We start from the raw sequence: 14,908 nt of genomic DNA, 5'->3' as shown, positions 1-14,908 counted from the left end.
TCATTCTCCTATCTTTAGGCCCGCTTTAATAAAAGAGCCCGCTCCACGTAAATAATCTTTTGCCAACATTTTTTTCTTTCCAGCAGGCTGAAGCTCAAGAATTAAAACAGCTGTCGTGTTCCCAGTGCCAACAACAAATCCTTCTTCAAGAACATCTATTACAACACCTGGCTGAGCTGGGGATGAGAGCTGGATTTTTTTTGTTGTCCACACTTTAAGTGTTTCACCATTTAATAAAGTATAAGCGACTGGCCACGGATTTAATCCGCGAACATGATTATATATGTCTTCACCGGTTTTGTCCCAGTCAATCTTTTCCTGTTCCCGTTTAATATTAGGAGCAAATGTTGCTTCTGCATCATTTTGCTTAACAGGAGTAATTTCTCGTTTGAAAAGCTTTGGTATTGTATCAGCTAGCAAATCCGATCCAATTTGGCTTAATTTTTCGTGTAGTGTTCCAACATTATCTTCTTCTTCAATCTTAACTTCTGCTTGTGTCAAAATATCTCCAGCATCTAGTTTCTCTGCCATGTACATAATAGTAATACCAGTTTTTTCTTTTCCTTGTAAAATAGAATAATGGATTGGTGCTCCGCCTCGCAGTTCTGGTAAAAGCGAAGCATGTACATTGATGCAGCCATATTCTGGAGCTTCTAACAACTTATTCGGAAGAATTTGTCCAAAAGCAGCTGTGATAACTAAATCCGGTTTTAACGCAAGGATTTCTTCTAATTCCGCTTCATTGCGAATTTTTTCAGGCTGATATACAGGAATTCCTTGTTTCACTGCTTCTACCTTCACAGGTGGTGGTGTCAATACTTTTTTTCTCCCCACCGGTCGGTCAGGCTGGGTAACAACAGCTATGACATCATAGCCCTCTCTAATTACGCGTTTTAGAACAGGAACGGAAAAATCGGGTGTTCCCATAAAAACAACTTTCTTCGTCATTATGCTTCCTCCTTTTCCAATTCCTCTTCTGTGAGATATCGACTTACTTTAGTTGTAAAAAGCACACCGTGTAAATGGTCGATTTCATGCAGGATTGCACGAGCAAGAAAGTCTTCGGCTTCTAATTCGTAAAAACCACCTTTACGATTTTGGGCTTTGATTTTCACTTTATATGGACGTTCAACTTCTCCATATACATCTGGAAAACTTAAACACCCTTCAGGACCCGCCTGTTTTCCATCAGTCTCTAAAACAACTGGATTAATCATTTCAATTGTTCCATGATGATCATCGATATCAACAACGGCAATTTGTTTCTTTAAACCAATTTGTGGAGCCGCTAGTCCCACCCCATCGGCTTCAATCATTGTGTCATACATATTTGTTAACAGCTTAGCCAACTTTTTATCAAAATCTGTTACTTTTTCACATTCTTGTTCTAAAATTTCATTTGGATACAAAACAATCGGTAAAATAGCCAAAATTTGTAATTCCTCCTATGGAAAAACACGGTTGATTTTTACATCATCATTTGAGGATTTAAATCAATCGATATTTGTAAATGTTGTTGTGCGAGTTCTTGCTGATAATGGTCATTAATTGTTTTAAAGCATTGATGTAGGTTTGGTTCCCGTTTGTATTTTATCAGACATTGATAGCGATATCTATTGTTAATCCGGCTGATTGGAGATGCTGATGGTCCGAGAATCATTGCGCCCCTGCTTAATCCATTTCTCATGAAACTTGAAATTTTTTCAGTAACTGAAACAGCGGTCATTAAGTCTTCATGGGAAACCGTAACGAGGGCTATATAATAATAAGGCGGATAGTGATTGCTTCTTCTTATCATCATCTCTCTTTGATAAAAGGTATTATAATCCTGCTGTCCGGATAACTCAATACTGTAATGTTCAGGCGAATACGTTTGAATGACAACTTCTCCTGTCAATTCATGGCGGCCTGCCCGTCCTGATACTTGAGTTAACAATTGAAAGGTCTTTTCTGAGGAACGAAAATCCGGTAGATGTAGCATCGTATCTGCTGACAAAACACCGACTAAGGTGATATTGGGAAAGTCCAGTCCTTTTGCAATCATTTGTGTACCTAGAAGGATATCTGCCTTGCCCTCCCCAAATGCTTGAAGCAGACGTTCATGCGACCCTTTCCTAGTCGTTGTATCGACATCCATTCGAATCACTCTAGCTTCAGGCAATATTTTCGTCAATTCCTCTTCAACTTTCTGGGTACCTGTACCAAAGAAACGGATATGTTCACTTCCACATTCAGGGCATTCGGCTAACATCGCTTCCTCATGCCCGCAATAATGACATTTTAACGAATGATTCGAACGATGATACGTAAGGGAAATTTCACAATTCGGGCAGTTCGATACATACCCACAACTTCTACACATCACGAATGAAGAATGTCCTCTTTTATTTAGCATTAAAACGGTTTGTTGTTGTTTTTCTAAGCGATCTTGAAGCTTCGTAAATAATAATTCAGAGAACATCGATCTGTTGCCGTTACGCAATTCTTCTCGCATATCAACAATTTCTACGGCCGGAAGTGCATGGTCATTCATTCGCTTGCTTAAGGTAAGGAGCTTGTACACGTTTTTCTGTGCTCTTGCAAATGATTCAAGTGTCGGAGTCGCGCTGCCAAGAATGACCGAACAGTTATGTGATTTTGCTCGTTGTATAGCTACATCTCTTGCATGATATCGAACGGTTTCTTCCTGTTTATAGCTGGATTCGTGCTCTTCATCGATAATAATAATTCCCAGATTTTCAAACGGAGCGAATACGGCAGAACGAGCACCAACCACGACTTTTACTTCTTTGCGGTGAATCTTTCGCCATTCATCGTATTTCTCTCCGATAGATAATCCACTGTGCATCACAGCAACTTGTTCACCAAATCGCTCTTTAAATCGTTTTACTGTTTGTGGAGTTAAGGAGATTTCTGGAACGAGCATGATTGCCTCGCCGCCTTTTTTTATCACATCATCAATCGCTTGCAAATAAATTTCTGTCTTACCACTACCTGTAACACCATATAGTAAAAATACGTCATGATGATCATTCTTAATCGATTCTTTAATCGGGGCAATCGCGATTGCTTGTTCATCGGTTAACTTGAAGAACGGTTTCTTTTCAAATGTTCGATTTTCATACGGATCACGATATACTTCTTCATTTGTTTCTAATAAAATTCCTTTATCGATGAGCGCCTTCACCGTACCATTTGATGCATGTGTGATGTCTAATAATTCCTTAAGCAATACCTTTTTTGGCATTTCAACGAAATAATCCAAAATATCATGCTGCTTCTTTGCAGTTGTGGGAAGTAAATTCTTTGCCTTTATTAAATCTTCCGTGTTCAATGCGGGTAATATCGTTCGCATCGTTTTTTTATTATTTCGGTTCTTCACATAATAAAGGACTTCTAGATGACCTTTTTGGACCTCTTTTTGAAAAAGTGGGGCTTTATCACCTTCAATGATCTCCTTCCAAGAAAGAGCATCTTTCGTCCCTATTATCTGTAAAATATCTGGATGAACCTGATTTCTTTTTCGTTCATTTACTTTAATAATTTTCTCATATTTTGCTTTCATAGCAGCCGGAAGCATGGCCTGAAGTGCAGAAATCTTATAGCATAGTGTCTCCTCAGTTAACCAACCCCCTAATGCTAACAGCTCATCATTTAAAACAGGATCGATATCCATTGGTTCTTTAATAGCTCGAAGTTTTTTCCACTCGCTTTTATCTTTCAAGCCCGTCACAAACCCTTGAACCATTCTTGGTCCAAACGGAACAATGACCCGCATACCAGGCTGGATAATATGAACCCATTTATCTGGAATCGTATAATCGAATTCACGGTCGGTTTGTTTTGCAGGGACGTCAACAATGACAGTCGCAATGTTCATGTATCATCATTCCTTTTTCAACATCTCCACAACTTCCAGCAAGACTGCTTTAGCGGTTTCAGCTTTACTCATCAAAGGAAGTTCAAAATTTGTACCGTCTTTTTTAAAAAGAGTGACAATGTTTGTATCATGGCCAAACCCTGCTCCCTCGGTTGTTACATTATTAGCAACAATCATATCAGCGTTCTTTTTGTGTAGTTTTCCTATCGCATACTCTTTTAAGTTGTCTGTTTCTGCTGCAAAACCGACCAGTATTTGTGTTGTTTTTTTCTTACCAAGCTCTAGCAAAATATCTTTCGTTCGTTCTAATTCAAGAACACTTTCTCCTGGTTGTTTCTTCATTTTTTTCGAATGAGCGAATTTAGGTGTATAGTCACTAACGGCGGCTGATTTTATGACCACGTCCGCCTCTTCATAAACTTTCATCACTTGTTCATACATTTCCGATGCAGTCTCAACCTGCACAATTTCCGCTTTTTCAGGAGGCACTAATGATACAGGTCCCGTGATCAATACAACCTTCGCACCTAAAGCAAGTGCTTGTTCAGCAAGGGCATAACCCATTTTTCCGGTAGATCGATTAGAAAGATATCGTACAGGGTCAATATGTTCCCTTGTAGGCCCTGCTGTTATGACAATCCTTTTCCCGCTCAAAGGTAATTCTTTTGTTTTATTTGAGAAAAAGACAGAAAGCTGTTCAACAATCGTTTCGGGTTCTTCTAGACGTCCCTTCCCTGTATAGCCACATGCTAAGTAACCCTCGGAAGGTTCAATAAATGAATAGTCAAAGCTTTTCAACGTTTCCATGTTTTTTTGAACGGCAGGATGGGCATACATATGCACATTCATCGCCGGGGCAATCCAGACAGGAGCAACGGTTGCTAGTAATGTCGTTGAAATCATATCATCAGCAATTCCGTTTGCCATCTTTCCAATTATATTAGCTGTTGCTGGTGCAATTACTATCACATCTGCCCAATCAGCCAAATCAATATGGGCAATAACTGCTGAGTCTTTTTCATCAAATATATCTATATATACATCATGCCTTGATAAAGCTTGGAACGTTAACGGAGTCACAAATTTCCCCGCTGATTCACTCATCATCACCTTCACCTGTGCACCAGCCTGAGTTAGTTTACTCGTTAATGCAGCAGCCTTGAAAACCGCAATACCACCAGTTACACAAAGAAGAATCTTTTTATTAGTAAGCATACACATTCCCCCAACACTTGTTCTTTTTACTTATTATGAAGGATAACGTTAAAAGTGCAAGCACCTTGATTAAAGATGAAGACCATAGCGGGTCACACCTTATGAATTCACTGTAGTGACTAAAAAAATCATACATAAGCCAAATATGATACAAAAGAAGTGTTCTTCTAGGTTATAAATTGAAACTTCCATCAGCGGAGGGAATCATCCCCCACTGATGGTTAACCGAGATAAATTTCTTGACTACTGACAGATTACTTGAATTGGTTAAAAATGCAAGAAAGGGCCGGACTCTCCTAACAATAGCTTTGTCTGCCATTGTTCTAAAGAGAGTCTGACCCTTGTCTGTCAAAAGTTACTGTCCAGCCAAAAGCTGTTCTGCTTACGTGCAATTAATCCTTACTTTTCTTCATACTGATTATCATACGTTAAATTACCTGAATAAATTTCTTCAAGAGCACGACCTACTGATTTATAAGATACAGGCTTTTCGATACGACAATCATTTTTAATTTGCATTTGTCTTGCACGTTTAGCTGCAACGGATACAAGCGAATATTTAGAATCAATTTTCAGCAATAACGAATCGATAGATGGATATAACATAATTTATTTAACCTCCAGCATTTTTTTATAAAGGATAGACACGCGTTCTCTTCTGCAATGCTCAGCAATGACAATCGCATTAATTCGCCGGCAAGCATGTTCCACATGATCATTTTCAACAACATAATCGTATAAGTCCATTAACTCAATTTCTGCTTTTGCAGCTAGCATTCGCTGACGAATTAGTTCTTCTGTTTCTGTCCCACGGTTAACAATACGGCTTTCCAACTCTGAAAGACTAGGTGGAGCAAGGAAAATAAATAATCCTTCAGGGAATTTTTCTCTTACTTGACGAGCTCCCTGCACTTCGATTTCCAGAAATACATCTTTACCAGAATTCAATGTTTCACGAACATAATCAACTGGCGTTCCATAATAATTACCAACGAACTCGGCATATTCCAATAGTTTGTCTTGTTCAATCAGAATTTCAAATTCTTCGCGACTCTTAAAAAAGTAATCAATCCCATCCACTTCCCCTTCCCGCGGGAGACGAGTGGTCATGGATATCGAATATTCAAATGCCGCATTAGGTTGTGAAAATATTTCTTTCCTTACTGTGCCCTTTCCAACTCCGGATGGACCAGATAAAACTATTAATAAACCCTTTTCTCTCATAGTGCTCCATTACCCCTCTTCTACACTTTCATCCCGGTCATGAAGACGGGCTGCAACCGTTTCAGGCTGGACGGCGGACAAAATGACATGATCACTGTCTGTAATGATAACCGCCCTCGTTCTTCTACCGTAAGTAGCATCTATTAGTGAACTGCGATCACGTGCATCTTGGATGATTCGTTTGATTGGCGCCGATTCTGGACTCACGATTGATACAATACGATTAGCCGAAACAATATTTCCAAAACCAATATTTATGAGCTTAATAGACATTTTCGTCCCCCATCCATATCTAGTGTCGCCTCAATCCAAAGAACGTAAACAGACTACTCGATATTTTGAACTTGTTCTTTCATTTTTTCAAGTAAACTTTTCATTTCGACTACATTCTTTGTTATGATTGAATCATTTGCCTTCGATCCTATCGTATTTACTTCACGATTCATTTCCTGCACAAGAAAGTCAAGTTTTCGTCCGATAGGTTCTGTGTGCTCAAGTGTATCTAAAAATTGAATTTTATGGCTTTCCAGTCTAGTTAATTCTTCATTAATATCCGCTTTATCAGCAAATATGGCGGCTTCAGTCAAGAGTCTGCTTTCTTCCACAAGCCCATTTGTAAAATCAGTTAGCTTTTGGACAAGACGTTCTCGATACTGATTGCCAACAGAAGGTGCATACTTCTTTAATTCATCTACTACAACTTGAAATTTCCCGAGTTGCCCTTGCAGATCATTATGCAGTTCTACCCCTTCCTGAAGCCTCATTTTCTTAAGTTGCTCAAGTGCCTCCATAAAAGCAACAAAGAGGACTTGCTCCATATCCTTATTTTCAGTAGGTTCCTCTTCGACAGACAATAGCTCTTCCAGTTGAAGTACATCATGAAGGCTTACAGATGTATCCAGTTGATACTTCTTTTTCACTTTGTCCATCAATGAAAAAAATTGATCGGACAGCTCCCAATCTAACTTAAGTTTTTTAGAAACAAGTCCTTCTCCCTCAACGGTAATAAATATCTCTGCACGACCTCTTCTTATGTATTCATTCGCTTTTTTCTTTAATTTGTCTTCAAAGACTAGAAGCTGGCGCGGAAGACGAATCACGAACTCACAAAAACGATGGTTGACGGTCTTCATTTCTACCGTAACCTTAATTGTATCATGTTCAGCTTTACCTCTTCCATAACCGGTCATACTAACTACCATAGCATCACTTCCTACTTAACAAAATGATAAATGAAAACAATCGAAGGGACCGCCATTAGCTGATGTTGAACAGTTCAATATATACGTCAAACAAGATTAGTCATACTTATACCTGCATATGTAAATTGGTATGGTCACTATATAATCTATCCAAATAAAAAGGTAATAGAGACACTCTCTACTACCTTAAAAATTATATCATAGTTTACCCCCATTTAACAGGCTGTAATACCATTCACTTCAATTTTTATGAACAGTTTAAAGATTAGTTTGTGAAGGATAGTAGCATAGAAACCCCGTAATTAATGAACACAGACTAGAAACGCTACGGTCTCATGTCTTCGTCTGTCTGACTCACACCGTGTAAGCCATAACTAACCATCAGAGGGAGCTGTCCTCTGATGGAAGATTCCCTTTACTTTGTTTTTCTTACTAAAAACGTTCCAGCAAGCAAAAAAGTTGGAATTGATGCCATGCCTATTACTAGTAACCAATCACGCATAGCAATCGGCACAGTATGAAAAATTGGTTGAAACGGTGGATAATAGATTGCAATGAGCATCAGCAGTAGCGATGAGATTACTGCACCAATCAAATATTTATTACCAAACGGATTTCTGGCAAGAATAGATTTTTCACTACGGCAATCAAATACATGAATTAACTGCGCCATAACTAATGTTGCAAAAGCAATCGTTTGTGCATACACGAGGTTGTCAGGATTGTTTTTATACACGACAATGAAAGCAATTAATGTCGCTAGCCCGATTAGAATCCCACGTGAAATAACTTTCCATCCTAACCCTCTTGCAAAAACACCTTCATTCGGATGACGCGGCTTCCGTTTCATTAAATCTCCTTCCGCTTTATCCAGTCCTAATGCCATAGCCGGCAACCCATCTGTTACAAGGTTTACCCAAAGAATTTGGATGGGAACGAGAGGTAGCGGCAATGCCATTAGCATCGCAAAAAACATAACCATAATTTCTCCAACGTTGGAAGCAAGTAAATACCTAATAAATTTACGGATATTTTCATAAATATTTCTACCTTCAGCAATTGCAGATTTAATAGAAGCAAAATTATCGTCAAGTAAAATCAGAGATGAAGCTTCTTTCGCCACATCTGTACCAGTAATCCCCATAGCAATCCCAATATCTGCTGTTTTAATAGCCGGTGCATCATTAACACCATCACCAGTCATTGCCACAATATGCCCTTTATTTTGAAATGCTTTGACGATCTTCAACTTATCTTCAGGAGATACACGAGCGAACACAGCCACATCTTCAACAACATCTTCTAGATCGCCCATTGACATTTCTGCCAATTGCTTCCCTTCAATCACCTTTTCTTTTCCTCGTAGAATTCCCAACTGACTAGCAATCGCTTTTGCCGTTTGGGCATGGTCACCTGTGATCATTACCGTTTTAATCCCTGCTTCTCTACTTTCTTTAACCGCAAGACCAACTTCAGCTCTCGGAGGATCAATCATGCCTTGTAAACCGATAAAGACTAAATTTCTTTCCGCTTCTGCTTCATCTAGCAATATGGTCCCTGGTGATAATGGTTTAAAGCCAATTGCAATGGTCCGCAATGCTTGTCGGGCAAGACCATTAATTGCCTCTTGTACATGATTGATATTTTCTTTCGAAAGGAATTGTGATTTCTGTGACCATAGAATCGAATCACAACGAGAGATCAATACGTCAGGAGCTCCTTTTACTACAACAAATTGCTTGCCATTCTCGTCTTTGACAACAACACTCATCATCTTTCTGGTCGAGTCGAATGGAAATTCCTTCACAATCGTAAAATTGTTCATGATCGATTCACGGGTTAATCCTGCCTTCATAGCACTTACAAGCAAAGCACCTTCTGTCGGATCCCCATCTACTACATACTTACTATCTTTTACTACCAAATCTGCGTGATTACATAGGAGCCCAAATGTAAGCAGCTGGTGCAGTGATTTGTCTGATTTTGGTGCTACTTTTTTTTCGCCATCATAGAATTCGCCATCAGGTTGATATCCAGTTCCTGACACATTCCATGTCTTACCTCCACTCCAAACATGAGTAACCGTCATTTTATTTTGGGTCATCGTTCCTGTTTTGTCGGAACAAATGACTGAAGCGCACCCTAAGGTTTCAACTGCAGGAAGCTTTCTAACAATCGCATTTTTTCGAATCATTCGCTGCACACCGAGCGACAATGCAACTGTAACAATTGCTGGTAGGCCTTCTGGTATCGCAGCTACTGCTAGGGAGACCCCTGACAAGAACATAGTGTAAAGATCGTTCCCCTGTAATATTCCTGTCGCCACAACCACAATAGTTAAAAAAAGTGCTGTGAAAATAAGTATTTTTCCTAATTGTTCAAGTCTGCGCTGCAACGGTGTAATTTGCGTTTCAGTAGATTGTAGCAAGTCGGCAATTTTCCCCATCGCCGTTTCCATACCAGTTGCAACGACTACACCTGTGCCACTTCCCCGAGTTACCATCGTTCCCATAAATGCAAGGTTTACTTCGTCTCCAATGCTTTCAACATCATATCTAATCGCTTCATTCAGCTTTGCAACCGGAACAGATTCTCCAGTAAGTGCGGATTCTTCAATTTCTAAAGATGCAGATTCTATGATTCTTAAGTCGGCTCCTATCCTGTCGCCACTCGTAAACTTTAAAATGTCACCCATGACAGCTTCTCGAGATGGTATCCTTTTCCATTCCCCATCTCTAAGTACTTGTACTTGTGGCGCAGCCATCTGTTTTAATGCTTCAAGCGATTTCTCTGCTTTCCGCTCCTGAAAAAATCCTAAAAAACCATTCACTAAAATGATGGCAATGATTGCGATAGCATCGATGTATTCTCCAAGAATTCCTGAGATTAAGGTAGCAGCAAGTAGAACGATAACCATAAAATCCTTAAACTGTGCAAAGAATAACAGGATAGCTGACTGCTTTTCCCCTTCTTGAAGTTCGTTATATCCCTTCAATTGCTGTCTTTTATTCACCTCTGCCTCTTTCAATCCAAGCCGGACGCTTGTTTCTAAGGCCGTCTCTATTTGTTGCGTATCCATTTCCCTGAACTTCATTAAATATCACACATCCTCCACATAGAATGAATCAAACCCTGCCCAGACAATGTAGATTGATTTCACTTTCCAGCTTCTTGCTGTAACCAACTTCAGCGTCTTATTAAGCTTTGAATAATTTCTCCTTAAACTTGTCTTAATCCATGTTTATTCAGACTCGTCCTAAAACATGCTATAATTACGAAAAGTAGGAAGGTATCCCTTAACGAAAGGGTCTGACCCTTTTAAGACAGGTAAAAAAATAAAAATAAAGGAAGTATATACATATGTCTTTTGACGGTTTATTTACAAAAGCAATGACAGAAGAAATATCTTCTCAATTGAATGGTGGAAGAATCAGTAAAATTCATCAACCTTATAAAAATGAACTCATCCTAATCATTCGTGCGGGCAGGAAAAACCATAAGCTCTTACTATCAGCACACCCAAGTCATGCAAGATTTCAAATCACAGAAGAAACCTATGAAAACCCAAAAGAGCCACCGATGTTTTGCATGTTGCTACGTAAATATTTAGAAGGCTATACGATCGAAAACATTTACCAAGAAGGGCTCGATCGGATGCTAATGATTGAAGTAAAAGGAAGAAATGAGCTCGGGGATCTGTCACAAAAATTATTAATTGTAGAAATCATGGGGCGTCATAGTAATATTATCTTGGTAGATAAAGAAACGAACATGATTCTAGATAGTATTAAACATGTTTCATATGCAGTAAATAGTCATCGAGCTATCTTGCCTGGACAAACCTATATTGCACCACCAGCTCAGGGAAAAATGAATCCCTTCACCGCAACTGAAGAAGATGTCTTAAAAGCAATTGATTTTAATGCAGGTAAGGTGGATAAACAAATAGTAGCCAGGTTCGCTGGTGTCTCACCTTTATTTGCGAAAGAAGTGATTCACACAGCTGGCCTAGTAAACCGAGCTACACTTCCCACCACCTTTTTATCGTTAATAAAGAAACTTGCGAACCGCGAATATTCACCTATTATTGTGAATTCTGATGAAAAAGAATCATTCTATATGATAGAACTACAACATATTCAAGGTGAAGGACGTTCTTTTGCAACCTTAAGCGAGATGCTAGATCGCTATTATTTTGGCAAAGCTGAAAGAGATCGTGTGAAACAACAAGGCAATGATCTAGAACGATTTATTGCGAATGAATTGGAAAAAAACAAAAAGAAAATCGGCAAGCTTGAAAGAACATTGCAAGAAAGCGAGCGTGGAGAAGAATATCAACTGTTCGGTGAACTGTTAACCGCGAATCTCTATCAAATGAAACGTGGCATGAAGCAAATTGAAGTCATAAATTATTACGAAGAAGATGGCAAGACGGTTACCATTAGTCTGAATCCACAAAAGACACCAGCAGAAAATGCACAGAAGTATTTCTCGAAATATCAGAAAGCGAAAAATGCTGTTGTATTTGTTCAAGAACAAATTGAGAAAGCGGAAGCCGAAGTTGCCTATTTCGATCGTTTACATCAGCAGCTACAATCCGCTTCACCAAAAGATATTGACGAGATTCGTGAAGAGCTACAAGAAGAAGGCTATATAAAAAAGAAACAAAAAAAAGGCATGAAAAAGCCCGCAAACGCAAAGCCACAGCTTGAGCAATATTATTCAACCGACGGCACACAAATTTTTGTAGGTAAAAATAATAAACAGAATGAGTACTTAACGAATAAATTTGCACGTCGTGATGAAATCTGGCTTCACACTAAAGACATTCCCGGCTCCCATGTCATCATCCGTAGCGAAGATCCAAGCAGTGAAACCATCAAAGAAGCTGCAGGATTGGCGGCTTACTTCAGCAAAGCGCAAACGTCCAGTTCAGTACCAGTTGATTTCACAAAGGTACGCTATGTAAAAAAACCGAACGGTTCAAAACCTGGTTTTGTTATATATGATAACCAGCAAACGGTTTATGTGACGCCTAGCCCAGATCAAGTCATTAATATGAAGGATGAGAAATGAGGATAAATTATTTACCCCCGCACACTTGCTGTATGCGGGGGCTTTTAAAATCAGTTATACGGTCATCCACGCTGTATCTGTAGGGTTTACTCTCCAATTGTTTAATTTCTCAATATCTTTTTCTAAAATATACCCTTTACGGCTTGCAACTTGGATTAAGCTAGAATAATCACTTAAAGAATAAGAACGAATAGTAGCTGCTTCAAGTTGTTTTCTTCCTTCCTCTAATCCATATGTAAAAATCGATACAACTCCTAATACATCGCAGCCCGCTTCACGAAGAGCCTGCACGGATTCAATCACACTTCCTCCAGTTGAAATAAGATCTTCAATGACAATAACTTTATCACCTGACCCTACTTTTCCTTCTACTTGATTGCCTTTACCATGGCCTTTTGGTTTAGAACGTACATAGCACATCGGCAGATTCATATTTTCACTTACCCAAGCAGCATGGGCAATCGCACCTGTAGCTGTCCCAGCAATAATTTCGGTTTCGGGAAAATGTTCTTCAATTAACGTTTGCAATCCATTCGCGATTTGTCTGCGAACATCAGGATAAGAAAGGGTTAATCTGTTATCACAATAAATAGGGGATTTAATACCAGAGGACCAAGTGAATGGGTCATTCGGTTGTAAGAATACGGCTTTAATTTCCAATAATTGTTCTGCAATTTGTTCATTTAACATGTTGTATACCCTCCCAGGCTTTCTTGATTGTTTGATAAGCGGATAGCGGATCATCTGCTCCGGTAATTGCCCTGCCGACGACTATGAAGTCTGAACCGAGCTCTCTCGCTTTTTCCGGAGTTGCGATTCTAATCTGGTCATGTGCATTTCCATCTGCCATACGAATACCTGGTGTTACAGTTAGGAAGTTTGATCCTAATGTAGTATGAATGTCACTCACTTCAAGTGGTGAACAAACCACTCCGTCTAAACCTGATTGTTTAGCAAGTCTGGCATAATGGAGCACTGATCGTTCCAATTCTCCTTCAATTAATTGTTCCTTATTCATCTGACTAGTGCTTGTACTCGTTAGCTGCGTAACCGCGATACAAGTTGGCCTTTTTTTTCCGGATACCGTCCCGGAATTTAGACCTTCCAATGCAGCCTCCATCATTCTTTGACCACCTGCAGCATGTACATTTGTCATGTCCACTTCAAGGCCGGCAAGTACTTTCATCGCACTTTTCACTGTATTAGGAATATCATGAAGCTTTAGATCAAGGAATACTTGATGATTATTTTCTTTTAAGTACTCTATAATCGCAGGGCCTGATTGATAATATAATTCCATCCCGACTTTTACAAATAATTTTTCTGTGTGGAATTTTGATAAAAAATCTTTCGTTTCCGAAATGCCTGGAAAATCAAGCGCGATGATTGGCAAATTGCTCATGCTTATTCCAACTCCTTCCCGTACATTCTGATATATGATTATATCCTAATTTTTTTAGAAGAACGGGTAACTCTTCAATAATTTTTGGGCAAACAAATGGATCGGTAAAGTTAGCAGTTCCTACAGCGACAGCACTTGCTCCTGCATAGAAAAATTCGATTACATCTTCTGCCGTCATGATTCCTCCCATACCAATGATTGGAATCGTTACTGCTTGACTCACTTCATAAATCATTCGGATGGCGACTGGTTTTATCGCTGGACCTGATAATCCACCTGTTTTATTTGCAAGGATCGGCTTACCAGTTTTCATATCAAGACGCATCCCCATTAATGTGTTAATCATTGTCAATCCATCGGCGCCACCAGCCTCAACAGCTTGAGCCATTTCCACGATGTTTGTAACATTAGGAGATAACTTTACGTATACCGGAACTTCTGAGACAGCTTTTACTGCTTCTGTTACTTTTCTGGCAACGTCAGGATCCGTACCGAACGTGATCCCACCTTCTTTGACATTTGGGCAGGAAATATTTAATTCAAGCGCCTTTACATTACTTGCCCTGCTAATTTCTCCTGCGACAGTAACATAATCTTCTACTTGAGATCCTGCGATATTGGCAATAATCGGTACATTAAACTGATTAAGCCATGGCAATTCATCCTTCAAAACGTGCTTTAAACCTGGGTTTTGCAGTCCGATTGCATTTAGCATCCCAGAAGACGTTTCAGCAACTCTTGGTGTCGGATTACCAAAACGTGGTTCGGGAGTTGTGGCCTTCACCATCATCGCACCAAGAATATTCAAATCATATAAATTCCCAAATTCCTTACCAAAGCCAAAACAGCCAGACGCAGGCATGATTGGGTTTTTCAAATCTAACCCTGGTAATTTGATATTAAGCATAT

The 14,908-nt window shown here is 39.3% G+C and carries 13 protein-coding genes; 1 reads left to right on the top strand and 12 read right to left on the bottom strand.

What is annotated here, in order from left to right; all coding sequences use genetic code 11:
* From fmt to AC625_RS07435, 9 genes are all read right to left on the bottom strand, one after another.
* Complete coding sequence (gene fmt / locus AC625_RS07475) at positions 1–948, bottom strand: methionyl-tRNA formyltransferase (RefSeq protein WP_049680728.1); 948 nt, start codon at positions 946–948, stop codon at positions 1–3.
* Positions 948–1,430: a peptide deformylase gene (gene def / locus AC625_RS07470; protein WP_049680727.1), complete on the bottom strand. Its 483-nt coding sequence runs from the start codon at positions 1,428–1,430 to the stop codon at positions 948–950. The genes fmt and def overlap by 1 nt, the downstream gene beginning before the upstream one ends.
* Before the next feature lie 38 nt (positions 1,431–1,468).
* Positions 1,469–3,880 carry a primosomal protein N' gene (priA, locus tag AC625_RS07465; protein WP_049680726.1) on the bottom strand — a complete coding sequence of 804 codons (2,412 nt, stop codon included), beginning with the start codon at positions 3,878–3,880 and terminating at the stop codon, positions 1,469–1,471.
* A 6-nt stretch (positions 3,881–3,886) separates the two neighbouring features.
* A complete protein-coding gene (coaBC, locus tag AC625_RS07460) occupies positions 3,887–5,095 on the bottom strand; it encodes a bifunctional phosphopantothenoylcysteine decarboxylase/phosphopantothenate--cysteine ligase CoaBC (RefSeq protein ID WP_049680725.1) in 1,209 nt (402 codons plus the stop codon).
* A gap of 399 nt (positions 5,096–5,494) precedes the next feature.
* Entirely contained in the window at positions 5,495–5,701 is a 207-nt protein-coding gene (rpoZ, locus tag AC625_RS07455; protein ID WP_049680724.1) for a DNA-directed RNA polymerase subunit omega, read from the bottom strand.
* 3 nt (positions 5,702–5,704) lie between these two features.
* A complete protein-coding gene (gene gmk, locus AC625_RS07450; protein WP_049680723.1) occupies positions 5,705–6,319 on the bottom strand; it encodes a guanylate kinase in 615 nt (204 codons plus the stop codon).
* A 9-nt stretch (positions 6,320–6,328) separates the two neighbouring features.
* The gene (remA, locus tag AC625_RS07445; RefSeq protein WP_049680722.1) at positions 6,329–6,592 is read right to left on the bottom strand and encodes an extracellular matrix/biofilm regulator RemA; all 264 of its coding nucleotides are present in this window, start codon (positions 6,590–6,592) and stop codon (positions 6,329–6,331) included.
* Between the two features lie 53 nt (positions 6,593–6,645).
* Positions 6,646–7,521 (bottom strand): YicC/YloC family endoribonuclease, encoded by an 876-nt coding sequence (locus tag AC625_RS07440; RefSeq protein WP_049680721.1) that lies wholly within the window; start codon positions 7,519–7,521, stop codon positions 6,646–6,648.
* A gap of 415 nt (positions 7,522–7,936) precedes the next feature.
* On the bottom strand, positions 7,937–10,615 hold the full coding sequence (locus AC625_RS07435; protein ID WP_049680720.1) for a calcium-translocating P-type ATPase, SERCA-type: 2,679 nt from the start codon (positions 10,613–10,615) through the stop codon (positions 7,937–7,939).
* Between the two features lie 266 nt (positions 10,616–10,881).
* On the opposite strand from AC625_RS07435, the gene AC625_RS07430 reads away from it, so the two are divergent.
* Positions 10,882–12,597, top strand: a complete 1,716-nt coding sequence (locus AC625_RS07430; RefSeq protein ID WP_049680719.1) for an Rqc2 family fibronectin-binding protein — start codon at positions 10,882–10,884, stop codon at positions 12,595–12,597.
* Between the two features lie 54 nt (positions 12,598–12,651).
* On the opposite strand, the gene pyrE is transcribed toward AC625_RS07430, so the two are convergent.
* The 3 genes from pyrE to AC625_RS07415 are packed head-to-tail and all read right to left on the bottom strand — an operon-like array spanning position 12,652 to position 14,906.
* On the bottom strand, positions 12,652–13,287 hold the full coding sequence (gene pyrE / locus AC625_RS07425; RefSeq protein WP_049680718.1) for an orotate phosphoribosyltransferase: 636 nt from the start codon (positions 13,285–13,287) through the stop codon (positions 12,652–12,654).
* Positions 13,277–13,999: an orotidine-5'-phosphate decarboxylase gene (gene pyrF / locus AC625_RS07420; RefSeq protein ID WP_049680717.1), complete on the bottom strand. Its 723-nt coding sequence runs from the start codon at positions 13,997–13,999 to the stop codon at positions 13,277–13,279. Before pyrF ends, pyrE begins: the two co-directional genes overlap by 11 nt.
* A complete protein-coding gene (locus tag AC625_RS07415) occupies positions 13,971–14,906 on the bottom strand; it encodes a dihydroorotate dehydrogenase (RefSeq protein ID WP_281177266.1) in 936 nt (311 codons plus the stop codon). Before AC625_RS07415 ends, pyrF begins: the two co-directional genes overlap by 29 nt.
* Positions 14,907–14,908: the final 2 nt, after the last annotated feature.

It is taken from the genome of Peribacillus loiseleuriae (assembly GCF_001183985.1).
Lineage (GTDB): Bacteria > Bacillota > Bacilli > Bacillales > DSM-1321 > Peribacillus > Peribacillus loiseleuriae.
This window is presented reverse-complemented; position numbering and strand designations above follow the sequence as displayed.